At 69.0% G+C, this 25,315-nt stretch carries 16 protein-coding genes; 11 read left to right on the top strand and 5 right to left on the bottom strand.

Going from position 1 to position 25,315, the window contains the following annotated elements; all coding sequences use genetic code 11:
• Window positions 1-14: 14 nt before the first annotated feature.
• The 5 genes from galE (at window position 15) to NF556_RS01220 (ending at window position 11,870) form a co-directional block, all read left to right on the top strand.
• Entirely contained in the window at window positions 15-1,040 is a 1,026-nt protein-coding gene (gene galE, locus NF556_RS01240) for a UDP-glucose 4-epimerase GalE (protein WP_252593693.1), read from the top strand.
• 48 nt (window positions 1,041-1,088) lie between these two features.
• A complete protein-coding gene (locus NF556_RS01235) occupies window positions 1,089-1,475 on the top strand; it encodes a BlaI/MecI/CopY family transcriptional regulator (protein ID WP_252593692.1) in 387 nt (128 codons plus the stop codon).
• Between the two features lie 15 nt (window positions 1,476-1,490).
• Complete coding sequence (locus tag NF556_RS01230) at window positions 1,491-2,384, top strand: M56 family metallopeptidase (protein WP_252593691.1); 894 nt, start codon at window positions 1,491-1,493, stop codon at window positions 2,382-2,384.
• Between the two features lie 60 nt (window positions 2,385-2,444).
• Window positions 2,445-5,399: an ATP-binding protein gene (locus tag NF556_RS01225; protein WP_252593690.1), complete on the top strand. Its 2,955-nt coding sequence runs from the start codon at window positions 2,445-2,447 to the stop codon at window positions 5,397-5,399.
• Window positions 5,400-5,705: 306 nt separating this feature from the next.
• Window positions 5,706-11,870: a carboxypeptidase regulatory-like domain-containing protein gene (locus NF556_RS01220; RefSeq protein ID WP_252593689.1), complete on the top strand. Its 6,165-nt coding sequence runs from the start codon at window positions 5,706-5,708 to the stop codon at window positions 11,868-11,870.
• A 162-nt stretch (window positions 11,871-12,032) separates the two neighbouring features.
• Here NF556_RS01220 and NF556_RS01215 read toward each other — a convergent pair whose 3' ends face one another.
• Window positions 12,033-12,932 carry an aminoglycoside phosphotransferase family protein gene (locus tag NF556_RS01215; protein ID WP_252593688.1) on the bottom strand — a complete coding sequence of 300 codons (900 nt, stop codon included), beginning with the start codon at window positions 12,930-12,932 and terminating at the stop codon, window positions 12,033-12,035.
• A 104-nt stretch (window positions 12,933-13,036) separates the two neighbouring features.
• Between NF556_RS01215 and NF556_RS01210 the strand changes: the two genes are divergently transcribed.
• On the top strand, window positions 13,037-15,298 hold the full coding sequence (locus NF556_RS01210) for a hypothetical protein (protein ID WP_252593687.1): 2,262 nt from the start codon (window positions 13,037-13,039) through the stop codon (window positions 15,296-15,298).
• Complete coding sequence (locus tag NF556_RS01205; protein ID WP_252593686.1) at window positions 15,295-16,035, top strand: GNAT family N-acetyltransferase; 741 nt, start codon at window positions 15,295-15,297, stop codon at window positions 16,033-16,035. The genes NF556_RS01210 and NF556_RS01205 overlap by 4 nt, the downstream gene beginning before the upstream one ends.
• Window positions 16,036-16,077: 42 nt before the next feature.
• Here the strand turns inward: NF556_RS01205 and NF556_RS01200 are convergent, their stop codons facing one another.
• Window positions 16,078-17,361, bottom strand: a complete 1,284-nt coding sequence (locus NF556_RS01200) for a hypothetical protein (RefSeq protein ID WP_252593685.1) — start codon at window positions 17,359-17,361, stop codon at window positions 16,078-16,080.
• A gap of 84 nt (window positions 17,362-17,445) precedes the next feature.
• Complete coding sequence (locus tag NF556_RS01195) at window positions 17,446-17,916, bottom strand: GyrI-like domain-containing protein (protein ID WP_252593684.1); 471 nt, start codon at window positions 17,914-17,916, stop codon at window positions 17,446-17,448.
• A 160-nt stretch (window positions 17,917-18,076) separates the two neighbouring features.
• Here NF556_RS01195 and NF556_RS01190 point away from each other — a divergent pair, with 160 nt between their 5' ends.
• The 4 genes from NF556_RS01190 to NF556_RS01175 all read left to right on the top strand — a co-directional run bounded on the left by NF556_RS01190 (window position 18,077) and on the right by NF556_RS01175 (window position 23,502).
• Window positions 18,077-18,448: a hypothetical protein gene (locus NF556_RS01190; RefSeq protein ID WP_252593683.1), complete on the top strand. Its 372-nt coding sequence runs from the start codon at window positions 18,077-18,079 to the stop codon at window positions 18,446-18,448.
• A gap of 66 nt (window positions 18,449-18,514) precedes the next feature.
• Window positions 18,515-19,930 carry an adenylosuccinate lyase gene (purB, locus tag NF556_RS01185; protein ID WP_252593682.1) on the top strand — a complete coding sequence of 472 codons (1,416 nt, stop codon included), beginning with the start codon at window positions 18,515-18,517 and terminating at the stop codon, window positions 19,928-19,930.
• Between the two features lie 284 nt (window positions 19,931-20,214).
• Window positions 20,215-22,365, top strand: coding sequence for an alpha/beta hydrolase family protein (locus NF556_RS01180; protein ID WP_252593681.1), 2,151 nt, complete (start codon window positions 20,215-20,217; stop codon window positions 22,363-22,365).
• A 45-nt stretch (window positions 22,366-22,410) separates the two neighbouring features.
• Window positions 22,411-23,502 (top strand): tartrate dehydrogenase, encoded by a 1,092-nt coding sequence (locus NF556_RS01175; RefSeq protein ID WP_252593680.1) that lies wholly within the window; start codon window positions 22,411-22,413, stop codon window positions 23,500-23,502.
• Window positions 23,503-23,553: 51 nt separating this feature from the next.
• Here the strand turns inward: NF556_RS01175 and NF556_RS01170 are convergent, their stop codons facing one another.
• Both NF556_RS01170 and NF556_RS01165 read right to left on the bottom strand, forming a co-directional pair.
• Window positions 23,554-24,624, bottom strand: a complete 1,071-nt coding sequence (locus tag NF556_RS01170; protein ID WP_252593679.1) for an alpha/beta fold hydrolase — start codon at window positions 24,622-24,624, stop codon at window positions 23,554-23,556.
• A gap of 80 nt (window positions 24,625-24,704) precedes the next feature.
• Entirely contained in the window at window positions 24,705-25,232 is a 528-nt protein-coding gene (locus NF556_RS01165; protein ID WP_252593678.1) for a hypothetical protein, read from the bottom strand.
• Between the last annotated feature and the right edge of the window lie 83 nt (window positions 25,233-25,315).

Raw genomic sequence — 25,315 nt, 5'->3', positions numbered from 1 at the left:
GAAAGATCGAGGGCATGAGAGAGCGCATCCTGGTCAGCGGCGGAGCGGGGTTCATCGGCTCGCACACCGTGGTCGAGCTGGCGGCCACGCATGACGTGGTCATCGTCGATGACTTCAGCAACGCGGTGCCCGAAGCGGTCGAGCGGGTGCGTGAGCTGACCGGCGCGCACCTGACCGTGCACGAGCTCGACCTGCGCGACCACGAGGCCCTGCGCGCCGTGTTCGCCGAGCACGAGTTCGACGCCGTCATCCACTTCGCCGGCAAGAAGGCCGTGGGCGAGAGCGTCGAGAAGCCGCTGGCGTACTACGACAACAACCTCGGGGGCTCCCTCTCGCTGCTGCGGGCCATGCAGGAGTTCGGCGTGCGGCGGCTGGTCTTCTCCTCCTCCGCCACGGTCTATGGCGCGCACGCTCCGGTCCCGATGACCGAGGACCTGCCGACCTCGGCCACTAACCCCTATGGCTGGACCAAGGTCATGATCGAGCAGATCCTGCGCGACCTGGCCGACAGCGATCCCTCGTGGCGGATCGCCCTGCTGCGCTATTTCAACCCGGTCGGCGCGCACTCCTCGGGGCGGATCGGCGAGGACCCCGCCGACATCCCGAACAACCTGATGCCGTTCATCGCCCAGGTCGCCGTCGGACGCCGCGAGAAACTGCAGGTCTTCGGCGACGACTACGACACCCCGGACGGCACCGGCGTGCGGGACTATATCCACGTCGTCGACCTGGCTCTCGGTCACCTGGCCGCGCTGGAGAAGCTCGGCGACACCGACGAGTCGCTGTCGGTGTGGAACCTCGGCACCGGCCACGGCACCAGCGTCCTGGACCTGGTCACGGCGTTCGAGCGGGCCTCCGGTCGGGAGATCCCGCACGTGGTGGCCTCGCGCCGGGCCGGCGACATCGCGTCCTCGTATGCCGACCCCTCCCGCGCGCACGCCGAGCTGGGCTGGCGGGCCGAGCGCACCGTCGACGACATGTGCGCCGACACCTGGCGCTGGCAACAGGGCAACCCGCAGGGTTACGCCACCACTGACTGAGTCCTACGGCACGTAGGACTTTGGCTGCGAGCCACGTATCCTGGTGGTATGTGGCCGTTTGGAACCAACCTGGGTGATCTGGAGCGTGCCGTCATGGACGTCCTCTGGGACGCTGACGGCCAGTTGAGCGTGCGCGAGGTGCACGAATCGCTCGCCCCGGACCGCGACCTGGCCTACACCACCGTGATGACCGTCCTCGACCGGCTGAGCAAGAAGAGGGTCGTCACCCGCGTCCGGGACGGGCGGGCCTGGCAATACCGTCCGGCCGGCTCCCGCGAGGAGATGACGGCAGCCACGATGCGCACCACGTTCGAGGCCCTCGACACCGACGACCGCAAGTCGGCGATGCTGCACTTCCTGGACGGCGCGTCTGAGCACGAGATCGCCGAGATCCAGGCGGCTCTCGCCGAGGTCACCGGCCAGAACAAGAGCTAGCCAGAGGGCCTCCCGGTGTCCTCCGCCCTGCCTGTCCTCGCCCTCGCCCTGACGGCGATCCTGCTGACGGCGGTCGCTCCCCGAATCCTGGCGTCGGCCCGGTGGCTGCGACGGACCCCCGCAGCGACGCTGGCCCTGTGGCAGGTGGTCGGGGCAGCGGGAGTGCTCTCGGCGCTGATGACCGCACCAGCTGCCGCCATCGCTCTTGCCACAGACGGTGGGACGATCCCGACCATCTTCAACGAGACCACCCGCGTGTCCCTCGCCCTCGTCGTCGCCACCGTCATGAGCGGCGGGATGCTGCTCATGCTGCTGTTCTCGGCCCACCAGATCGGCCGCGATCTGCGCGCCGACCGCCGGGCGCAGCGTCACGTCGTCGATGTCGTCGCCAGCCAGGTCGATGGGCAGGTGCGCGTGATCGACCACCCCGGCCGATCCGCATACTGTCTGCCCGGCCTGCGCCCTCGCGTGGTGCTGACCACTGGGGCGGTCGACGCGCTCAACGAGGAGGAGCTGGAGGCCGTGATCGCGCACGAGCACGCGCACACCGGCGCGCGGCACGACCTGATGCTCGAGTTCTTCACGGTGCTGCACCGGACGGTGCCTCGCCCGCTGCGCTCCACCGCAGCACTGCGCGAAGTGCGGCTGCTCATTGAACTGCTCGCGGATCGACATGCCGCCCGACGCGTCGGCCCTCAGCCGCTGGGCAGCGCACTGGCCCTGATGGCCGGCTCGCGCCACCCATCGGCGGCGCTGGGGTCGGGGTCGAACACCGAGGACCTGATCGCCCGCGTGCAGGCCCTGCCCGACCACGGGCGGACCCATCCCAGCACCCTGCCGCTCGTGCTCCTCACAGCAGTCGTGGGCCTGACCCCCTGGGCGCTGCTGGTCTGGGCCTTCTGGGCCTGAGCCCGCCGGCACCAGCAATGCTCTGCCCTCGCGTCGTCGCGTGTGCCAGACTCGCAGCCCATGCCCTCTGCCCCGCTCCAGCCCACCGTGCCACCGGTGTCGGCACCGCATTTCGTCGGGCGACAGCGGCAGGTGCGCACCCTCTCGGAGGCCCTGGGCCACTCACCCGCGGTGGTGCTGCTCGAAGGGGAGGCGGGGATTGGCAAGAGTCGCCTCGTGCGAGAAGCCCTCGCCATCGACGCGACTCCTGCCCGCAGAAGCCTCGTTGCGGTGTGCCCGCCCTTTCGGGAGTCGTTGACCCTGGGCCCCATCGTTGACGCACTGCGCGAGGCCCAGCCAACTCTGGGAGACGTGCCGCTCACCGCACTCGCCGGCGCCCTGCGACCACTCTTCCCCGAGTGGTCCCCCGACCTCCCGGCAGCACCGGAGGCTCTTGACGACGCCAAGGCGGCTCGGCACCGGCTGTTTCGGGCTCTCACCGAACTGATCCAGGCGCTCGGGGTGAACCTGCTCGTGGTTGAGGACGTGCAGTGGGCCGACGAGGTGACGCTGGAGTTCCTGCTCTTCCTCACCTCCCGCTCCGACACCGACCGACCCGACCTGGTGCTCACCTATCGCCCTGAGGACGTCAACGACCAGTCGTTGTTGCTGCGCCTGTCGTCCCGGCTGCCGTCCGGGACCACTCAGGTGCGGATCCTGCTGGCTCCCCTGGACCGTGCCGAGACCGCCACCCTGGTGTCCTCGATGTTGGACGGTCGACCGATGTCGGAAGAGTTCGCCACGTTCTTGCACGAGGCCACCGACGGCGTGCCCCTTGCCGTCGAGGAGTCCGTGCGCCTGCTCTGTGATCGGGCTGACCTGGTGTTCCGCTCCGGTCAGTGGGTCCGGCTGAGCCTGAGCGACCTCCAGGTGCCGCCGACGGTCCGCGACTCCACCCGCGAGCGTGTTGGCAGGCTCCCTGCCCCGGCTCAGACCGTGTTGCGGGTCGCGGCGGTCCTGGGTGAGCCGCACCGCGAGGACCTGGTCACCTCGGTCGCCGAGCTCGCACCCGAGGCCTCCCGCGCAGGACTCGCGGCCGCTGACGCGGTCGGCCTCCTCGTCATGGATGAGCGCGGTCGGTGGCAGTTCCGTCATGGCCTGGCCGCCACGGCTGTGTATGAGTCCATCCCGACACCCGAACGAAGGATGCTGCACGAACGGGCCGGCCGCGCGCTGGCGCTGCTCGCTGTGCCGCCCATCGTGGCGTTGGCCCGACACTTCCGAGAAGCCGGCGACGACTCGTCGTGGGCCACCTACGCGGAAGCGGCCGCCCGACGTGCCCTGGACTCCGGGGATCACACCGCGGCGGTCATCCACCTCGATGATCTGCTGTCCACCGCAGAGGTTCCGCCGGCTGACCGGCCGAGGCTCGCGCGAACGGCCGCCATGGCGGCCCTCGGCCGCCGGGAGTCGGTCGATGAGGTCTATCACCGTCTCATCAGCACGTTGCGCGCGATGCTCGCCTCACCCGATCTCAGCGACCAACAGCAGGGGGAGATCCGCAACTACCTCGGTCGGCTGCTGATCAACACAGGGGAAGCAGAAGCAGCCCTCATCGAGCTCGACCAGGCGGTGACCCACCTCGGCCACGACCCAGTGGAGGCCGCCAAGGTCATGACCTACCTCGGGTGGGCCTACGCAGGTCCCTGGCCGGCCTCCACCCACCTGCGCTGGCTGCAGCGGGCTGCCGACCTCGTGCCCGCCATCACCTCACCGGCCGACCGGCTCTCACTTGCTGGCAACCGTGCCGCAGCCCTGCTGATGCTGGGTGAGGAGAGTGCGTGGGACGCCATCGCCGAGCTGCCCACCGACGCCTCAAGCTCGGCAGAACGACTGGACATCGCCCGCATCAACGCCAACATCGGCACCGGGGCGCTGCTCTGGGGCCGCTATGCCGACGCCCGTTCACACCTGGAGCGCGCCCTCGAGATCGCTGACGCCGAGCAGTCGGAGCGGTTGCGCAACGGCGTCCGCGTCGAGTTGGCGAACCTGGACTGGTTCACCGGGCAGTGGGAGGGTCTGGGACAGCGCGCAGAGGAGCTGGCCGAAGCCGATCGGGACCGACCCGGTGTCTATCTCGCCAGCATTCGCCTGATCGCCCGGCTCGCGGCGGCGGGAGGTCGCCGCCGCGCCGCAGAGCAGCAGTTCCGGCTCGCCCTCGATGAAGCGGCCAGGCTCGGAGCGATCGATGACACCGTGGAGCTGGCGGCTGCGCTGGCACGGCTGGCGCTGGCCGATGGTGATCCCCGCAAGGCACTGCGCGTCACGCAGGACCCACTCCGCACGATCGAGGAGAAGCGGGTCTGGCTGTGGGCCACCGAGATTGCTCCGATCCGGCTGGAGGCGCTCATCGCCGTCGGCGACGTCGACCAGGCACGCCGGTTGACCAGTCGCCTCGCGAATGGGCTGCGGCACCGCACCGCCCCGGGTCCCCGGGCCGCGCTCGCCACCTGTCGGGCCCTCATGCTGACGACCGGTGACGACCCGGCCAGAGCAGCACGCGGTTTTGCGCGCGCGGCCCGAGCCTGGGAGAGACTCCCACGCCCCTACGATGCCTGGTTGGCCCGCGAGCGCCAGGCTCGCGTCTTGCTGGCCGGAGACGACACCGACGCCGGTCGGCGTCTCCTGACCACGGTCTATGAGAATCTCCACCGGCTCGGAGCCCGCGGCGACGCTGACCGGGTCGCACAGGAGTTGCGAGCCAACGACGCAGCGGTCCCCCGCCCGTGGCGAGGGGGTCGTCGGGGCTACGGCGACCGACTCTCTCCCCGCGAGTTGGAGGTGGTCCGGCTCGTCGTGGCCGGCAAGACGAACCGTGAGATCGGCCGGATCCTGAGCAAGTCTCCGGCCACCGTGGAGCAACAGGTCCGCTCGGCGATGCGCAAGTTGAACGCCTCCTCGAGGACCGTGTTGGCGGTCACGGCTGTGGAGGCAGGGGTGTTCGCCGAGGACGCCGAACCACGCGCCCAGTCATGATGATTAACGCATCCGCAGGATAGCGACGCAGGTCTGCTGCACCCACGATGGGGACCTATGACCCAGACCCCGGAGTGGTGAATGCCACAGGACGATCCTCGACCGAGCGATGCCGCCAAGTCCGCGCCTCCCTGTCCACCGAAGGGTCCGACGGGTGCCGCACCCGATCGACCCACCGCAGCGCAGGCGGAACCTGACGACGCATCGCTCGACACGCATCGACGCGACCCCTACCAACCTCTGTAAGAACCCAACGGCCACCGTGCCGAAGACGCCACGCTGCAGGTGTGTGCGAAAGGAAATCTGATGAGACGCATTGCCGTCCTGACGTCCCTGGCCATGGTCCTGGGCCTGAGTGTGGGCGCACCCACCTCAGCACAGGCCGACCCCCCGCCCGCCGACCCAGACGCCACGAGCTCGCCGTCGGCCACGGCCGTGGACAAGATCGAGCCGGAGCTGCTCGCGGCCTTCGACGCCGAGCCGTCCACCGACTTCTGGATCTCGTTCGAGCAGCCGAGTCTTGCGGCCGCCCAGGACATCCCGGACTGGACCGAGCGCGGACAGTTCGTCTATGACACGTTGGCCGAGGCCGCCGAGGACTCCCTCGCCACGATCGCCCCGGACCTGGAGGCCGCGGGCGTCGACTACGAGTCGTTCCCGATCGCCAACCTCGTGCTGGTCAAGGGTGGCACAGAAGACCTGGCGCTGGGCCTGGCCGCCGACAGCGGCGTCATCGAGCTGCACGAGACCCCGGATGTCGGGCTCGTCGAGCCGCTCCCAGCGACGGAACGGGCATCGGCTGCGGACTCAGATGTCGAGTGGGGGCTGGACTTCATCAACGCCCCAGAGGCGTGGGAACAGGGCGCCACCGGTGCGGGCATCACGGTGTCCAACATCGACTCTGGTGTCCAGTTTGACCATCCGGCACTGGTCGAGAGCTATCGCGGAGCGCGCGCTGACGGCTCCTACGATCACAACTACAACTGGTTCAACACCCGCAACGACTGCAGCGATGCGCCCTGCGACGACAACGGCCACGGCACGCACACCATGGGCACCATGGTGGGCAGCGACGGCGCCGACAATCAGGTCGGCGTCGCCCCAGACGCGCAGTGGATCGCGACCAACGGGTGCTGCGAGGACACCGGTTTCCAGACTCTGCTCGAGTCCGGCTGGTGGATCCTGGCGCCCACTGACCTCAGCGGTGAGAACCCGGACGTGTCGAAGCGACCGCACATCGTGAACAACTCGTGGGGCACCAGCCAGGAGCAGGCCTACTCCGACTTCTTCACCCCCATCAACGACGCGTGGACCGCCGCTGGCATCTTCAGTGTCTGGTCGGCTGGCAACACCTCACCGGGCGCGGCCTGCGACACCGTCTCGTCCCCCGGTTCCCACCCGAACGCCTACTCAGTGGGCGCCTTCGGCTCGACCGGATCCCTCGGCGCGTTCTCCCGCAAGGGTGAGGGCGAGGACGGTGTGATCAAGCCGGAGATCTCCGCGCCAGGGGTGAGCGTGCGCTCGACCTGGCCAGGTGACAGCTACAACACCATCAGTGGCACCTCGATGGCGTCCCCCCACGTCGCTGGCGCGGTGGCCGCGCTGTGGAGTTACGACCCGACACTCATCGGCCAGATCGAGATCACACGCCAGCTCCTCGCGGAGTCGGCGGTGGACGTGGACGACACGCAGTGCGGTGGCACGGCAGAGTTCAACAACAAGTATGGCGAGGGTCGCCTCGACCTCGCCCGGCTCATCCAGCTCGCTCCCCGAGAGGGCGGCACCCTGACCGGCTCCGTCGCCTCTGACGGTGAACCGGTCGCTGGCGCCGAGGTCACGATCGAGGGTCCGTTCAGCCGGACCATCGGCACAACCGAGGACGGCACCTTCACTGTCAACCTGCCGGCTGGCGACTACGAACTCACCGCCTCGGCGTTCGGCTATCTGGAGGGCACGGGGCAGGCCACGGTGGCGATCGGTGAGGACGCGACCATCTCGCTCACCCTCGAGCCCGCTGCGCGGCACACCGTGACCGGCACCGTCGTCACCGAGGAGGGTGAGCCCGTCCCGAATGCCACGGTCACTATCCCCCACACCCCACTGCCGACCGTGAGCACAGCCGCGGACGGCACCTTCACCTTCTCCGACGTCCCCCTCGGTGACTACTCCCTGGACGTGTTGCCAAACGCCTGCTTCTCACCGGTCTCCGTGCCGCTGAGCGTCGATGCTGATGAGGCAGTCACCGTGCCGGTCGGCCTCGTTGTCGACGAGTGGGGCTACACCTGCGCGGTCTCCGAGGGCGAGTTCCGCACCGGCACCGACAAGGTGGAGTTCGCCTCCGGCGTCTGGTCCCAGGTCGAGCTGCCGTTCCCGGTGGCCATCTACAACACCAGCCACGACACCCTCAACATCGGCAAGCGTGGCGTCGTCGCCGTCGAGTCGCAGACCTCCGGACCCGGCCACGGCGGTGCCGCGCTCTTCCCGTTCTACACCCAGAGCGCCCTGCGGTTCGACGATGGCGGGATCTACACCGCGGAGACCACCGTCGACGGTGAGGACGCGTTCGTGATCGAGTATCGCGACGTCATCATCTGGGGTGGGTCGAACTACCCCCGCGAGTCCGAGACGCCGATCAGTTTCTCGGCCACCATCACCCGCTCCGGCACCGTCATCTACGGCTACGGCGACGGCGTGGGCGCCGAGGACCCGCTGACGGCAGGCCTGGTCTCGCTCACCGGGATCCAGGGCTGGGAGGGCCAGGACGGCATCCGGTTCTCCGAGAACGCGGCAGTGCTGCACGAGGGCATGGTCGTGACCTACGACATGCCCGACTTCGGCTATGTCGACACCACGGTCACCGACGCCAACGACGGCCTCCCGATTGCCGGGGCAACCGTCACGATCGCCGACGACGACGGGCTGGTGGAGGACGTCACGACCGGCGCTGACGGCTCCTTCCGTCGGCAGCTGCACACCGGTGACTACACGCTGAGCGTGGTCGCTCCCAACTATGTGGCCGAGGACTACGAGGTCTCCCTCGAGGAGTTGTATGCGACAGCCGAGGTCGATGCGCAACTCACCACCGGCATCGCCGACCTGGCACCCGAGGGTCTGGACGCAGTGCTCGGAGCCGACCAGAACGGCACCGGAACGCTGACCCTGACCAACCCGGGCACGGCGCCGGTCACTTTCGACCTGGGCGAGATGGCGCGTCATCCGGAGCTGGACACTGGCAACGTGACGACGCGCACCGCGACCGGAGAGCAGAACACGCTCGACCTGACGGCGTGGAACGAGGCAGCAGGCGCTGCGCCGGAGGTCTTCGCGGAGTCCAGCACCGGCGACGGAGCGGGCACACCACTCGACGACGAGACAGACCAGATCGGCACCCACTCCGGTGGTGACGTCCTGGCGCGGATCGCCACCGACATGACCTCTGCCACCGGCGTGGGCTTCGACGGCGACGTCTGGGTCCACGACTACAGCGAGCGGATCAACGCGGTCTACACCGTGGCCGGAGAGAAGACGGGCAAGGAGTTCCCGGCGAAGTGGAACCCGGACTTCCGCGCCTTCGACCTGACCTTCGACACCCTGACCGGTGACATGTGCCAGATCGAGGACAGCCCGGCCAGCCTGATTCACTGCTTCGACCGCGAGACGGGCGAGAAGACCCGCGAGATTGCGGGTGCCTGGTCCAACACGCAGCTGACCGGACTCACGTACAACGCCAACCTCGACGTCTTCTATGTGGGCGGTCGCGGCATCGGCGCGATCGGCACGGTCGCCGGCACCTCGCACGAGACGCCGGGTGAGTTCCTGTCCTACTGCGAACCACCACTCCGCGAGGTGATGGGGCTGGCCTACAACCCCACCTCGGACACCATCTGGTACACCGACCGGACGACTGATCGCCCCACCCGACTCCTGCAGGTCGACCCCGTCGACTGCAGCCTGGTCAACGCGTGGTGGTTCCCCGGTCAGCAGAGTGGGCAGGCCGGCGGCCTGGCAACCGACGCCACCGGCGCCCTGTGGGCCGTCGACCAGTTCAGTGACGAGGTGCTGCTGATCGACGTCGAGGACGACCTGGTCACCGACCTGCCGTGGCTCTCGCTGTCCACGACCGGCGGCACGCTGGCACCGGGCGAGTCAACGACGGTCGAGGTCTCCTACTCCACCGAGGCCGCCGAGCCAGGGGTCCTCGCGGCGAACATCCTCGTGCGCTCCGACTCCGGTCGGCAGTCCAAGGAATACGTCCCCGTCGCCATCACCACCACGCCTTACCAGGTCGCGGTGAACGCCGGCGGGAGCGCCGAGACGGACGGCATCGGGTTCACGTGGGCGGCAGATCAGGCCCACACCGAGGGGTCCTGGGGCCACCACGGCAAGAACCGCACCATCTCGACCACGTCGGATGTCCAGGACACCGAGGATGACGCCCTGTTCCAGCAGCAGCGCATGGCCATCCGCACGGACCTGGAATACACCTTCGACAACGCACCAGAGGGGCGCTACCTTGTCGAGCTCGGCTTCGCCGAGATCGACAAGGCCAAGCCTGGTCGGCGCGTCTTCGACGTCCTGGTCAATGACGTCGTGGTCGAGTACGCCTACGACGCCGCAGCCAGGGTCGGCCAGAACACAGCCGATGTGCGCAGCGCAGTCATCGAGCACGACGGTGGACCCCTGACCGTCGACGCGCGCGGGGCGAAGGGCTTGAAGGGACCAGCCCTGGCCACCCTGCGGGTCACCCTCGACCCGCGTGGGACGGGAGCACCGGCACCAGAACCGACCGAACCGGAGCCCGGTGAGGTGCCTGTTGTTCCTGCCGGACGGTCCTACACGCTGACCGAGACCACCGACCTGTATCGCCAGGGCACCACCGACACCGGGTGGAGCGGGAGCGGCTGCGGAGTGCTGTGGTTTGCGTTCGACTTCCCGTTCTATGACGGCGCCTGGGACGGGGTGTGCGTGGCCCCCAACGGTCTGCTGACCTTCGACCGCACCCGCACGCGCGCGTCCAACACGGACCTGCCGACGCGGGATGATGCCGACTCGATCTATGCCTTCTGGGACGAGTTGACCCTCGACGACGAGGCGGGCATCTATGTCGGAACCACCACGGTCGGCGGGCTCCAGGCGCAGATCATCGAGTATCGCGATCTCGTCTTCCGGTCCGATCCGTCGCAGCGGGTGAGCTTCTCCGTCACCCTCATCGAGGACGGGCGCATCCAGATCGGCTACGGCCCTGGCGTCGGCGGGGACAACCCGTTGTCCAAGGGATCATCAGCAACGATCGGCGTCCAGAGCCTGGCGGGCAACCCGGTGGAGCGCTACTCCTACAACGAGCCGGTGCTCACCCCGGGGCTGGGCCTGGAGTATGTCCTGCCCCAGTCGGGGACGATCGAGGGCACGGTCCTCGACGCCAACGACGGCGAGCCCGTCGCAGGTGCCACCCTCACGCTCACCCACGACGGCGAGGAGACTCCTCGGACGATCATCAGCGACGAGTTGGGGCGCTGGAAGACCCAGGCCCTGGTCGGCGAGCACACCGTGGAGGCAAGCTCCCCGCACTACCAGACCTCTCAGGACACGGTGACCATCACCGAGAAGGGGCAGGCCGCCACGACCGATGCTGAGTTGACCACGGGCATCGCCGACATCGACGGCGAGCTGGACTGGCTGCTCGGCCCGGACGAGACCGCGAGCGCCGAGTTCACGGTGACCAACACCGGCAGCGCCCCGCTGGACCTCGAACTGGCGGAACGCAACAGCGACGGCGAGCCGGTTGATCTGTCCTGGCTCTCCCTGGGCGGGGACGGCACGACAGCTCCCGCCGAGCTTGCCGTCGGTGAGTCCACAACGGTGGTTGCGACTGTGGACAACGCAGGGGCAGAGTCCGGCATCCTGGCGGGTGAGGTGCTCGTGTCCGCGACCGCAGGGCGCGCCCCTGAGCAGCCGGTCACTGCCCGGATGGCCACCTCGGCCTATTGGCTGGGCGTGGATGCCGGCGGGCAGGGTCACACCGACGGTGCGGGCTTCGTGTGGTCACCCGACCAGGAGTTCGACGCTGGCCAGGGCGCGGGCAACTGGGGACATCTGGGCGGGAAGGCCCGGTCCACGGAGGCCGACATCGCCGACACGGAAGAGGACGCCATCTTCCGCACCCAGCGCAGCGGCCGATCCTTCTCGTATGTCTTCGAGGACGCACCTTCCGGGGCCTACCGGGTGGAGCTCGGCTTCGCAGAGTTGGAGAACGTGAAACCGGGTGCTCGCCTGTTCGATGTTCTGGTCGGTGGCGAGGTCGCACTGTATGAGCACGACGTGCAGGCCGAGGTTGGTGCGCTCACCGCGGACACGCACTCGGTGACGATCGATCACGCCGGAGGCGACCTGGTGGTGGAGCTGTTCGGCGAGCGACGTCAGCGCGAGCAGATCCTCAACACGCTCAAGATCCAGGAGGACCCCCGCCTCTGATCGGGAGAAGCCTCTCATCAGAGGGGTCTTTCGATCACGAGATCCTGGAACGCGTCACGTGATCAGTGGGCGGCCGCAACCGTGGATTTGCGGCCGCCCACTGCTGTGCGCTGACAGCAACGTGAGGGACTCCAGCCGGTCGTGCTCGGGTCGAGATCTCGCTCAGCGCTGCTGAGCAAACTCCAGCAACGTCTGCGTCCACTCATCGGGACCGGTCCAGGTCGTCCTCGAGATCGCGGTGGCCACGGCGTTGACCCGGCACCATCGCAGCACCCGCTCGGCGTCGATCCCGACCAGGGGAGCCAGCTCGAGGGCTCGGGTGGTCATCTGATCCGACGTTCCGTTGGTGACCACGAAGTCGACCAGGTCGAAGCAGCGGTCGCCGACGCACAGTTTGGGGTCGATCACGACCAGCCCGTGCTCCTGCGAGCGCAGCACGTTGCCCAGGTGCAGGTCGCCGTGGATGACCACCTGCTCACGGTCGGTCTCGAGCAGGCTCTGGCACTCCTGGACCGTGTGCGCCCACAACTCCCGCGGGATGTGGGCACTGACCCGCTCGAGCGCCTGACGAGCTCCGATCCGGCGGAACATGTCCTCGCAACGTTGGCGCAGCAGGTCGGTGACACCCACCGTCGACGTGCCGTGGAGGTCCTGCAGCAGGTCGGCCCACTCCTGAGGGGTGGGCGGGGTCGCCCGCGAGCTGTCCAGCGTCTCGCCGGGCAGCACCTGCTCCAGCAGCACCGCCCCGGCAGACGCGTCCTCGTGCAGGACTCTGGGCACCCGGCCGGTCGGGGCGAGGTGGGTCAGCATCGTGCTCTGGCGGGCGAGGAACTCGGCGTCGGGGCTCACTTTGAGCGCGCCCGCTGTGCCGGTGAGGTCGGTGACAGCCAGGACGACGGACGTCGCGCCCGATGGCAGAACCTCCCTGACCTCCAGCTCCCACCGGTCGATCAGGTCTGCCACCAGGCCCGGCAGGGCCTGGCCGAACGCGGTGGCTCGCTCGGCTCCGAAGCGGTCGTCCAGCGCAGTTCCCGCCCGGACCAGTTCCTCGTCAGTGATCATGTCTGCGACGCTACGTGCTGGACCCGATCAGAAGCACCAGGTTTGCGAGCGGCAGAGGCAGCGATTCCGGGCCGCGGCACGGCATCTGGCGCTAATCTCCCTCCATGAGCCAGGACGCCGAGGTGCGGACAACGCCTGAGGCCTGGCTGCCTGCCCTGCGGGACGAGGAGATCGACAAGGTGGGACGCGTCCTTGACTCCCACCTCGCGGAGCTCGCCGTCCGCACGTCTGCCCGCGGGCGACTGCGCGAGCTGATCGAGGGCGTGTGGTGGAGCGGTGGTGACGGCGCTGGCGGGCGCGAGGAGGTCGTCGCGGTGATCCGGGAGGTCATCCCCGTGGTGTCCGGGACCCCGACCGAGCCCCTGCTGGCGCTCTATATCCGCGTGGTGTGCGAGGCAGCCTGGGATCTGACCTGGGACCACCGTCCGCTCCTGGAGGTCCTGGATGCCGCCGAGGACGCCTGGACCAGCACACCTCCCGTGGCACAGACAGAAGCAGCGCTGGCCGTGCGAGCAGCCCTCGCCCTGCGGGCCGACCTCACCCTGGAGTCCGCCTGCAGCACAGGCGATCTGCGGTCCATCGTCCGGTCCGCCCAGTCGGGGACCCGCCTGCTCGAGGCCGAGCTCGCAGCAGCCGACCTCGTCACCGAGTCCGACCTGCAGGAGCACATCGCCGAGCTGCTCACCGACCAGCTCGCCTATCTCGGAGCGGTCGAGGGCGGGGCCGCGGCCGCAGCCGACTTCCTGGACGGCACTGACGATCGACTCGACGAGGCGTGCGCCGTGCTGTGTGCCGCAGAGGAAGCGAACGACGACCACGCCTCCCGCAGCGAACTCCGCGCACACCGCGTCGCGCTGGAGCGGCTGATCACCGCTCGGACTGAGGACTGGCTGCGTGTCGACAACGGCTCGGTCGTGTGTGTCTTCCCGTTCGGGCTGCGGCACGCCAACCAGAGCGAGGTCGTGGCGACAGTCAAGCGTGGTGGCGCCACCTGGTCACTCGCGGGCGTGCCGCTGGCCAACAACCCGACCAGCCTGCTGCTGGTGGACGACGTCTGGCGCGGCGACGACCCGCTGGACCGCCGCTACGAGGGCACCCAGCTCGATCTGCCGGACATCACACTCATCGGACGTGATGGCGAGCCACTGACTGCCCGACTCACGATCACCATCTCCCAGCTCGGCAACCACTATGCGCGGGTGGAGCTGCCCGTGGAGGCGGCCCTGCCCCACACACTCGCCGCTCTGGTCTGGATGGCCGCCCCGGAGTTCGGCGACCTGCTCGAGGTCGGGCAGCACCTGGTCCTCGGCGAACAGACACCGCCGGACTCGGGCCAGGGTGCCCGGGGGTGGTCGCGCCTGAGTCGGTTGGTCGACCAGGTCCTGCACGATCTCGTGGACGAGCTCGAACGCTCCGGCCTGCCGGACGTGGCCCTGAGCTTCCGCCCTGGGATGTATCACGTGGTGACAACGATCCGTGAGGCCTCCGTCCTGCCGGGTGGGCGCGAAGCTGAGGCAGTGCCACTGGACGCTGCCGGGCGCCTCCCTCTGCTCTTCGGCAGCCAGGCGGTGTGCCACCCGATCCCGGCCGGCATCGGGTCGATCGCGTTCTGGGCGCGCTACAGCGCACCGCTCGGGGACGTGGTCGACTGCGCAGGGCTCACCGACGAATACATCCTGGTCAGCGAGAACCACACACTCATCGCCTCGTTCAGCTCACCGGACTACATGGTGGCCACGGTCGGCCAGGCCGCCGAGTTCGCCGCCAGCCTCGAGGGCATGTTCGCCGCGTGGCAGGACGAGCTCAGCCACTTCTATCTCAGCCTCGCTCCACACCTGCAGGCCCTTGAGTCGGCCGATGGCACGGCCCTGGAGAGCTCCCTGGCCACCCTGGAGCACGGCCACCTGCGACTGCGCCAGTTCCTGACGTCGGCCCGCGTCACCCTGCTCTTCGTCGGGTCGCCCGCGCTGGTCACCTCACCGGTGATGCGCTCCACCATCACCCAGCTCCTCGACCTGCGCCCGGTGTGGGTCCAGCGCACAGACTTCACCGACGTCGCGGGCCAGGCACTCGCGGACCGCGTCACCGACCAGATCGAGACCTGGTTGCGACGCCGCGAGGAGGCCCGAGCCCGGCGCGAGGAGGAGGCGGCCAAGCGCAATCAGCTGCGGATCGACACAATGATCGCCGTGCTCACCGCCATCGGCATCTCCGGTGTGCTGGCCATGATCCAGACCGGCTATGACGTGGAACAGTGGGGCTCGATCGTCCTGGTCGTCCTCGTGCTGGTGCTCGCCGCGTTCGTCGGCCTGGCCAGTTATCGCTGGTCACGACGCACCCGCTCCGAGGAGGAGGCACCACCGTGAGCGCAGAGGTCACCATCCGTCCGGTCACCGACCCGACGGAGCTGCACGAGGTGTATGCCGCACTGCTGGCTCTCTCCTTCCCACCCAGTGAGTTGGTGCCCACCGACTGGCTGATCGACGGGGTCGCCTCGGGCGCGGTGTCTGTTCTGGTCACCGAGGACGAGTCAGGACCAGTGGCCATCGCCGTCACCGAGCCGCTCGAACCGTCAGCGGCCGTGCTGCTGACCTACTTCGCCACGCGCGCGGACCGCCGCGGCCAGGGGCTGGGGTCGACACTGTTCAAGGCGATGGTCACGGCCGTCCGGGAGCGGACCCACGCCCCCCTGCTGGTCGCCGAGGTCGAGCGCCCTGACCGGCACACCGGGTCGGAGGAGTTCGGTGACCCCAGCGCCCGACTCCGGTTCTATGACCGCCACGGTGCCCGCGCTCTCGACCTGCCGTACTTCCAACCGCCGATCGGTGACGGAAACCCAGTGCACGGGATGCTGCTGCTGGCCCTGCACGTGGACGAGGACCTGATCACGACTGGTCAGGACGGAACCACTGGCCTCCCCGGACCAGCGCTGGTGAGCGCGGCGATCGACTCGACCCTGGGCGATCCACCACCTGAGGGCGACGGTCCAGCTGCGGCAGCACTGCGGGCGGCGGCAGCCACGCCGATCGTGCGGGTCATCCCACTCGAGGACTATCAGCAGGTGTCCTCATCGGAGCCGGACCCGCCGGACGCCACGACCTGACCCGAGCCTGGCGCCCGGCCCCCCATCACATCGGGAGGCAGCTCAACCGACGGCTTCCTCTGAGGGTGTCGCTCGGCCCACGAGGACCGCGGTCCCCTCGCTGGGGTCGTTCACGATGGCTCGGCAGCCGGGGAGCGCCACCACGCTCCCTTCCGCCGTGGCGTCCACCCTGGCGCAGGTCTCGCCGGTGACCGGATCAAGGATGTGGTGACGCACCAGGCCCCCGGAGAACGGGTTCCACGACGACAGGTCGGTGGTGAACGCGATGGTGTCCTGGCCGGTGGCCGCCAACCGGGCGTCACCATCGAAGTGCTGGGTCAGTGTCCCGTCACCGTTGGTCCCGAAGGCCCACCCGGACTCGTCCCGTCCGACCAGCCCGGCTGCGGACAGCTCGACGTCCTCCAGGTCCTCCGGCGGCGTCACCAGTGTGTCCGCACCGATGGGCACCAGGACCTCGGTGCTCTCCTCCTCGTCGCGGATGATGAGGTTGTCCCCCGCGACCAGCAGCTCGGGCTCGCCGCGCACGCCGGGGCAGGCGTCGGCCAGCTCTGTCCCCGCCTCGTCGGGATCGCGCAGGATGGTGAGGTCACAGGCTCCCTGGGTCGTGTCGATCAGGACGACCGCGTCCCCCACCAGCGCGGCATAACCTGTCCCGACGGTGGTGCCCTCCCCGGTCTCTGGGTCGAGCAGTTGCACCTCTGCACTCGCCCGGTCCTCCTCAGTGTCCTCGCGGATGTCCCCCTCGTCATCGACGACGGACTCCCGGGTGCGGACCAGGGCACGGTCTGGTGGGGTCCAGGCCCAGTCGCTCCCGTCCAGCCACGCCAGCCGCTCGATGCGCCACTGCAGCAGCGACTGGCTCCACCGCTCGGTCCCGTCCGGCTCCACCGCCCACACATCACAGCGCTCGACCGCGCAGTCCCGGAGCACCGTGGTGCCGTCGTCCAGGACCGCCAGGACGTCTGCCCCGGCAGAGGACGACCAGAGCAGGCTGCCGTCGACGCCGAAACCAGAGGTCCCACCGTCGCGCGTGTGCGCCACGAAGGCCACCTCGCCCCCGCGTCCAGCAGCCCAGGGAGCAGTCACGTCGGCCGTCGTCCGTCGCACGTCACCGGACTCCAGGTCCAGGAGCGACATCTGGCCACCGTCGTGCTCAAGAACCACCGTGGAGCCGACCTGCGCCGCGTGCTCGACCTGCTGGCCCGTCAGTCGGTGAAGCACGTCATCGGAGTCGGCCGGGCCAGCCACGAGGTAGGCCCCACCGACCACGAGAGCGATGAACACGGCTGCGGCAGCGAGGATCCCGGTCATCCGGCGTCGGCTCATGGTCCATGGACGCTACCGGACCCGATCTGGTTCCGACTGCTGGTCCGCCGCTGGTCCGGCCAGCCAGCCCCTCGGCATACGGTCTCAGTCGTCGAGCAGGATGAACAGGTCAGTGCGCAGGGTGGCAGGGTCCATCTCCGGCGAGGGGTCGGTCACATAGACCTCCCACATCCGGGTGGTGACCGTGCGTCCCTGCTCCTCGACCCAGGCCACGAGGGCGCCCCAGGACTCGCCGAGGGTGTCATAGGCACCGGCATGGGTGGCCCGGGCGACCGCACCGGCCGGCAGCTCACTGGCGACCACCTCACCGGCATCGGCGATGGGCGCAGTGACAGGCAGTCCGGCCTCGAGCTCAAAACTCCCGGTCGGCATGCTGAGGTAGTAGCCGAAGGCAGCACCCGCGGGCTGCACGCCCTGCTCCTCCAGGACCGGACCGATGGCCGTGAAGGCGCGGTCGTAGAGGCCGGGCAGGTCGGCCATGGTCACCTGATCGCGCACCACGGCGGTGGGCACGGCGTCGTGGGTGATGATCTGGGGGTCCTGGAGCTGGGTCATGGTGCATCCTCTCGCGGGAATCGTTGACGCCCAGACCGACTGGATCCCGCCGCAGAACTCATCGGTGGCGTGTGTCGCGTCGGCAGCACCCGCGCTCCGCAGTCGCCACCTGAGCACAGCCCGGTTAGCGTGTCGGAACGTCAACAACCGGAGGTGTGTCATGGACTCCACCCTGATCTGGGTGCTGGTCGCTGTGCTGGTCGTGCTGGTGCTGGTCGCCATCTGGGCGTTCGTCAACAACCAGAAGAAGGCACGGCTGCGTGATGAGGCCGCGCACATGCGCCAGCGTGCCGCCGGTGGCGAGCCGATCGCCGAGGACCGCGAGGCTGCCGCACGGCAGGTCCAGCAGGATGCCGAGGTCGCCCGGGAGCGCGCCGAGCGTGCCCGACAGGAGGCGGCCGCGCAGGAGGAAGCGGCAGCCGCCCGCGAGAAGGAGGCTCGGGTGGCCACGGAACAGGCCCGTGAGCAGCGCGACCACGTCACCGACACCTATGTCGAGGCCGACGAGATCGACCCGGACACCAAGCGTTAAGTCGGCCTGGGCGCCATAGGGACCTGCGGGGTCGGGGACCGGTGAGGCTCTGCGAGAATCAGGGTCATGGCCTCTCTCGCGGATCTCACTCCCCCGATCGCCCTGGGCGCTCTCGACGGTCGCTATCGTCGGGCCGTCGCGCCACTGGTCGACCACCTCTCCGAGCCGGCGCTCAACCGCACCCGGCTGCACGTCGAGATCGAGTGGCTGATCCACCTGACGACCCACGGCATCGTGCCGGGGGCGGGGACGCTGAGCGAGGACGAGGCCACAAGCCTGCGCGGGCTCGTGGACGAGTTCGATGGCGCGGCCATCGAGGAGCTCGCCGCGATCGAGGCCGAGACCGTGCACGACGTGAAGGCCATCGAGTACTTCCTCAAGCGACGCCTCACCGACCGGCTCCAAGACCGCGGTGACCTGGGCGAGCTGGTGCACTTCGCCTGCACCTCCGAGGACATCAACAACCTCTCCTACGCGCTGATGGTCCAAGGTGCCGTCCAGGAGGTCTGGCTCCCCCGCGCCACCCAACTCGTCGAGCAGGTGAGTGACATGGCTCGCGAGCTGAGCGGCATACCGCTGCTGGCGCACACGCACGGCCAGCCGGCCACCCCCACTACCATGGGCAAAGAAATGGCAGTGCTTGCCTGGCGGCTGGGCCGGCAGCTCACCCGCATCGGCGGAGCGGACTATCTGGGCAAGCTCAACGGCGCGACCGGCACCTACGGTGCGCACCTGGCCGCCGTGCCCGACGCGGACTGGCAGAGCATCAGCCGCGAGTTCGTGACCGGCCTGGGGCTGACCTGGAACCCGCTGACCACCCAGATCGAGAGTCACGACTGGCAGGCCGAGATCTATGCCGACATCGCGCGGTTCAACCGCGTGCTGCACAACCTGTGCACCGACGTCTGGTCCTACATCTCTCTGGGCTATTTCGCGCAGGTCCGCGGTCAGGGCACCGTCGGCTCCTCGACGATGCCGCACAAGGTCAACCCGATCCGCTTCGAGAACGCCGAGGCCAACCTGGAGGTGTCCAACGCCCTCCTCGACGTGCTCGCCTCGACGCTGGTGACCTCACGGCTGCAGCGGGACCTGACCGACTCCTCGATGCAGCGCAACATCGGCACGGCCCTGGGTCACTCGCTGCTCGCCCTGGACAACGCCTCCCGCGGACTGGCCGGGCTGGATGCCGCGCCCGAGCGGATGGCCGCCGACCTCGACACCAACTGGGAGGTGCTGGCCGAGCCGATCCAGTCCGCGATGCGGGCCCTGGCCGCCGCCGGCCACCCGGGCATGGACAACCCCTATGAGCGGCTCAAGGAGCTCACGCGCGGTCGCCGGATCGGGCAGCCCGAGCTCGTGGAGTTCGTGCGTGGGCTGGGGCTGCCGGCAGAGGTCGAGGAGCGGCTGGCGTCGATGACCCCGGCGACGTATGTCGGCATCGCGCCCGACCTGGTCGCCCACCTGGCCCCCGCAAAAAGATAAAGGTCTCGCACGCTCCCCCGCAAAAAGATAAAGGTTTCGCACGCTCTTCCCCGCAACGGTGGAGGGGTCTCGCACGGCCTCCGCAACTGACAGCACGTGCCGGTTCTTAGAGCCCGACCTGGCAGGCTCCAAGAACCGGGAGGTGCTCCAAGACGGCCCACACCCGACACGGCCCCCCGCAGACACAGTGACCCAGGGCCGACACAGTGACCCAGGGCAGACACAGTGACCCGTGGCCGACAAAGCGGATGCACTGCACGGGTGGCTCTTGCGAGGATGAGGGCATGACCACTCCGGGACTTCGTGACCTGCTCCTGCTCGAGATCGCCCTGGAGGTGCAGCTGAGCCCCCGCGGCGGTCGTGCCGCGATCCGGGTGGAGCACCCGCACTGGGAGGACAACCGCTATTGCCGTGACGTGATCATCGTGGACGTCGCGACCGGGCGTCAGCACCGGCTGACCCGCTTCGCGGCGTGTGAGCAGATGCACTGGCTCGCCGACGACGTGCTCGCGGTCCGCACGAGCGACGGCTCGCCGGAGGGCACGCAGCAGGTCCACGTCTATGACGGACTGGTCGGGGACGGGTGGCAGGTCACCCAGGCCGAGCACGGGGTTGACTCCTTCGAGCCTTATGCCGAGGGGATCGTCTTCCTGTCCCGCAAGTCTGACGACCCGGAGGTCGAGGCGCGCGAGGAGCGCTTCGGCACGTATGTGCACGTCGAGTCGGAGCCGGGACGCACGGCCGCCTACTACGTCGACCTGCCCCGGCTGGCCGAGCACGAGCGCGCGCGGGCACGGGCCAGCAAGGACGAGCGTGAGGTGCTGATCCGCCCCGAGATCGAGCTCAGCGCGCTGCTCGAGCAGCCGCTGGCGATCCAGGGCGTCGTGGCCTCCCCGGCCGGTGACGCGGTCTATGTCAACGCACGCCCGACCGACGAGCTCACCACCTGGCGAGAGTCCAGCGTGCACCGCCTCGAGCTCGATGCCGGCGCTGCGGTCGAGGAGTTCATCCGCCGGGAGAGCGCCCGCAAGAGCAAGGACCACGACGCCGGCATCGCCGAGGAGTCCGACCAGCGGCGCGAGCGGCGGGACGTCTCCTATCTCGGCACCGCGGCTCAGCTCGCCCTGCCGCCCCGGGCGGCGCTGGAGGCCGTCAGCCCCGAGGGCGACCGGCTGCTGATCAGCTTCCCGGGACGGGACACCCTGGTCAGCACCAACACCGAGCTGTGGGTCGGCGAGCGCGACGCCCTGCTGACTGCAACCACCGCGGAGCAGGCTCGGACCCACCTGCGCGACGTGACCGCCGGTGTCGACCAGGCCTGTTCCAGCCCGATCTGGCACGAGCACGGGATCGACGTCCTGCACGCCGAGAGCACCAGGTGGGCGATCCGGCGCCTCGACCCCGACGGTGGCCAGCCCCAGCGGGTCGACACCGGCGAGGTCTGGTGCCACGTCTCCTCCGCGGTCCCGTTCCACACCACCCGCAGCGGTCAGGTGAGCTTCGTGGGCGGCAGCGCCTCGGCATACCAGGAGGCCTGGGTGACCACCGAGGAGGGGACGCGCCCGCTGACCCAGCTCGGTGAGCAGGTGGCGGACTGGGACCTCGGCGAGGTGCGCACCATCTCGTGGACCAGCAAGGACGGGACCGAGATCGAGGGGGTTCTGCGCCTGCCGCCCGGCTTCGACCCGAGCGTCAAGCATCCGCTGGTGTTCGTCGTGCACGGTGGACCGACCTGGGTCGACACCGAGGACCTGCTACCGATGACGGCTCGCCACTACTACCCGGGGGTGCAGCTGGCCGCGCAGGGTGTGATCGTGCTGCACCCCAACTATCGGGGCTCGCTGGGCCGCGGGCTGGACTTCCAGGAGCTCAATGTCGGCAACCTGGGCGTCGGCGACCTGTGGGACCTGGAGAGCGCCATCGACCACCTCGACGAGCTCGGGTGGATCGACACCGAGCGCGTCGGGTCCATGGGCTGGTCGCAGGGTGGCTATATCTCGGCCTTCGCGGGGATCCGCTCCGACCGGTTCGCCGCCGTGAGCGTGGGAGCCGGCGTCTCGGACTGGTACACCTACGCGATCAGCAACGACATCCCCGACTTCACCCGCGACTTCCTCGGCATCGACCTGTTCGGCGCCGACCGGTCAGCCCTGGTGGAGTCCTCCCCGATCTCCGGTCTCGACGGGGCCGACACCCCCATGCTGATCCAGCACGGGGCCAAGGACCAGCGGGTGCCGCTGTCCAACGCGATGGAGCTCTATCGCGGGCTGCAGGAGCGGGGCGTGCCGGTCGAGTTGTTCGTCTATCCCGACTTCGCGCACCCAGTCACCAGGCCGCGCGAGCACCACGCCGTCCTGCACCAGAACCTCACCTGGTTTAGCCACTGGCTCCTCGGTGAGGAGCTGGAACTGCAGGGCCCTGCTGACCGAGAGTGACGCCCGTGGGACGCTGAGCCCCAGCAGACTTCACGAGGAGGACCCATGCCAGCCACGAGCCACCGCATCGCCGTCATCGCCGGGGACGGGATCGGGACCGAGGTGATGCCCGAGGGCATCAAGGTCCTGCGCCGCGTCGCCGACACCTTCGACATCGGGCTGGAGTTCGAGGAGTTCGACTGGTCCTCGGCCGACTATTACCAGCGCACCGGGGAGATGCTGCCGAAGGACTGGAAGGCGACGCTGTCCGGCTTCGACGCGATCTATTTCGGCGCTGTCGGCTGGCCGGACGTCGTGCCCGACCACGTGTCGCTGTGGGGCAGCCTGCTGCAGTTCCGGCGCGAGTTCGACCAGTTCGTCAATCTGCGCCCCGTGCGGCTCATGCCCGGCGTGCGCGCTCCGCTGGCGGACAAGAAGCCCGGCGACATCGACATGATGATCGTCCGGGAGAACACTGAGGGCGAGTACTCGAGCGTCGGCGGGCACATGTTCCCCGGCACCGAGCGCGAGGTGGTCATCCAGGAGACGGTGATGACCCGCACCGGTGTGGACCGGGTCCTGCGTTATGCCTTCGACCTGGCCCAGGCCCGCCCGCGCAAGAAGGTCACCTCCGCGACCAAGAGCAACGGCATCGCGATCACCATGCCGTTCTGGGACGAGCGGGTGAAGGCGGTCCACGAGGAATACCCGGAGATCGAGGTCGACAGCTATCACATCGACATCCTCACCGCCCGGTTCGTGCTCAGCCCCGAGCGCTTCGACGTCGTCGTCGCCAGCAACCTGTTCGGCGACATCCTCTCCGACCTCGGGCCGGCCTGCACCGGCACCATCGGGATCGCCCCGAGCGCCAACATCAACCCCACGCGCGAGCACCCCAGCCTCTTCGAGCCGGTCCACGGGTCGGCACCCGACATCGCAGGTCAGGGCATCGCCAACCCGGTCGGCCAGATCTGGTGCGGGGCAATGATGCTCGACCACCTCGGTGAGTCCGAGGCGGCCGCCGCCACCATGCGGGCCGTGGAGGCTGGACTGACGACGGGCGCAGAGCAGGGGACGGCGACCCCGGACCTCGGCGGCACCGGCACGACCTCCTCCTTCGGCGATCTCATCGCCGAACTCGTGTCCGCCAAGGGCTGACCCGACGCTCTGCCGCACGTCGGCCCCTGGTCGCCGATGTGCCGCCCCGGCTCACACTTCGCTCGCCAGCAGCTCCTTGAGGTTGTCGTCCACCTCGGCCAGGTAGGACTCCTCGAAGCCGAACAGCCCGAAGTGCCCGGCGATGGTGTGGAGCACGCGCAGCTCGCTGTTGGGAGTCAGCTTCTGCTCGGCCTCGGCGTCCCGCACCGGGAAGAACATGTCCTCGTCGTGGGGCATCACGAAGACCTTGGCGGTGACTCGCCCGAGCGCCGCGACCAGGTCGCCGTCGGTGTTGCGGGCGACGTCGCCGCGCTGCCACTTCCAGCCCATGGCCAACAACGCGTTGGGGTCCATGGCGGTGAACACTGCGCTGAGGAACCGCTCCGAGAACTCCTCGAAGGTGTCCCAGGTGACGTCCGGCAGCTCGATGTTGCGCCAGAACTCGGTCTTCCAGAACTCCGTGGACAGCCCGAGCACCGCCCAGATGTCCGCGTGCCGGGTCAGGCCCGCGAGCACGTCCGCGTGATCGGCATACTCGCCGCCGTTCCAGCCCGGGTCGGAGGTGATGGCATCCATCAGCGTCTTGGTGAACAGGAAGTCGTGGGGGGTGTTCTGCGCGGTCCCGGCAACCGGCGCCGCGCGCAGCACCTTGTCGGGGAAGCGGACAGCCCACTCCCAGGTCTGCTGAGCGCCCATCGAGCCGCCGACGACCAGGGCCAGCTGCTCGATCCCGAAGACCTCACGCAGCAACTGCTCCTGGGCTCGCACGTCGTCGCCGATCCGCACGTGGGGGAACCGCGACATCGCGATCTCGCCGTCGGTGTTGTGCGGTGAGGTCGACAGGCCGTTGCCGATCTGGTTGATCACGACGATGAAGTATTTCTCGGGGTCGAGCGCCCGCCCCGACCCGATATAGACCTGTTCCCAGGTCTGGTGCGTGCCGGAGAACCAGGTGGGGATCAGGATCGCGTTGTCCTTGGCCTCGTTGAGCTGGCCATAGGTCGCCACCGCGAGCTGCAGGTCGGGGATCACCCCACCCTCCTCCAGCTCGAACCGGCCGAGGGAGTGCAACTCATAGGCCCCTTGGACCTCGGGCGTGTAGAACGGGTTCTGCAGGACCATGAAGCGCTCCTCATCGAGTGGACACGAGTCCGGCGAGTCTAGGGGCCACGACGTCCCGCTGAGAAGACCCCCTGCGCGGCTCAGCCAGCGCAGGGCTCGAACTCGACTGGGTCCTCAGTCACCATGAGTTGCCCGGCGCTGCCACCGGTCGACTGCACCACGTAGGTGGTCTGTTGCAGATCTCCGCCAAAACCGCTGCGGTCGACGGACGCGCCATCGATGAGCACCTCGGAGAAGTCCAGGCACACCGTCACGTCATAGTGCTCGCCCGCGGCAACCTCTGAGACGTCGACCACGCTGACCCCCGTCTCGCCCGACTGCACCAGCCCCTGATCGCGCGTGGTCTGCACGGTCACGATGGCCTGCTCCAGGGCCTTCCCGCGCGTCACCGCCGTGAACGCCTCGCGGGCGTCGATCTCATGGTCGCTGGCCAACTCATCGTGGACCTGCCAATAGGCGATCACGGCCTGGGCGGCCGCCTCAACGTCGCCCACTGTCTCGACGTCCGCTGCCGTCTCGACGTCATCTGCCACCTCCGCCTCGGCCCCGCCACACGCGGACAAGAGCAGGACCAGCAGTCCGCCCACCACAATCCTCTTCGATCGCACAGCCAACTCCCTCGTCGCCGTCAGTTGCGTGTGGGACGCGCGCCCCGGCCGAGCCGTTCCACCCGGTTCTGCGGCACGAGCCA

Origin of the sequence: Ornithinimicrobium faecis (assembly GCF_023923225.1) — a bacterium.
In the GTDB taxonomy this organism is placed as follows: Bacteria; Actinomycetota; Actinomycetes; order Actinomycetales; family Dermatophilaceae; genus Ornithinicoccus; species Ornithinicoccus faecis.
The sequence above is the reverse complement of the archived record's forward strand: the minus strand, read 5'-3'. Positions and strand labels throughout refer to the sequence as shown.

What these genes read in the sequence shown, in the direction of transcription:
- galE (WP_252593693.1), top strand. Translation starts at nt 15, where the DNA reads ATGAGAGAGCGCATCCTGGTCAGCGGCGGAGCGGGGTTCATCGGCTCG.
- NF556_RS01235 (WP_252593692.1), top strand. Translation starts at nt 1,089, where the DNA reads ATGTGGCCGTTTGGAACCAACCTGGGTGATCTGGAGCGTGCCGTCATG.
- NF556_RS01225 (WP_252593690.1), top strand. Translation starts at nt 2,445, where the DNA reads ATGCCCTCTGCCCCGCTCCAGCCCACCGTGCCACCGGTGTCGGCACCG.
- NF556_RS01220 (WP_252593689.1), top strand. Translation starts at nt 5,706, where the DNA reads ATGAGACGCATTGCCGTCCTGACGTCCCTGGCCATGGTCCTGGGCCTG.
- NF556_RS01215 (WP_252593688.1), bottom strand. Translation starts at nt 12,932, where the DNA reads ATGATCACTGACGAGGAACTGGTCCGGGCGGGAACTGCGCTGGACGAC.
- NF556_RS01210 (WP_252593687.1), top strand. Translation starts at nt 13,037, where the DNA reads ATGAGCCAGGACGCCGAGGTGCGGACAACGCCTGAGGCCTGGCTGCCT.
- NF556_RS01200 (WP_252593685.1), bottom strand. Translation starts at nt 17,361, where the DNA reads ATGAGCCGACGCCGGATGACCGGGATCCTCGCTGCCGCAGCCGTGTTC.
- NF556_RS01195 (WP_252593684.1), bottom strand. Translation starts at nt 17,916, where the DNA reads ATGACCCAGCTCCAGGACCCCCAGATCATCACCCACGACGCCGTGCCC.
- NF556_RS01190 (WP_252593683.1), top strand. Translation starts at nt 18,077, where the DNA reads ATGGACTCCACCCTGATCTGGGTGCTGGTCGCTGTGCTGGTCGTGCTG.
- purB (WP_252593682.1), top strand. Translation starts at nt 18,515, where the DNA reads ATGGCCTCTCTCGCGGATCTCACTCCCCCGATCGCCCTGGGCGCTCTC.
- NF556_RS01180 (WP_252593681.1), top strand. Translation starts at nt 20,215, where the DNA reads ATGACCACTCCGGGACTTCGTGACCTGCTCCTGCTCGAGATCGCCCTG.
- NF556_RS01175 (WP_252593680.1), top strand. Translation starts at nt 22,411, where the DNA reads ATGCCAGCCACGAGCCACCGCATCGCCGTCATCGCCGGGGACGGGATC.
- NF556_RS01170 (WP_252593679.1), bottom strand. Translation starts at nt 24,624, where the DNA reads ATGGTCCTGCAGAACCCGTTCTACACGCCCGAGGTCCAAGGGGCCTAT.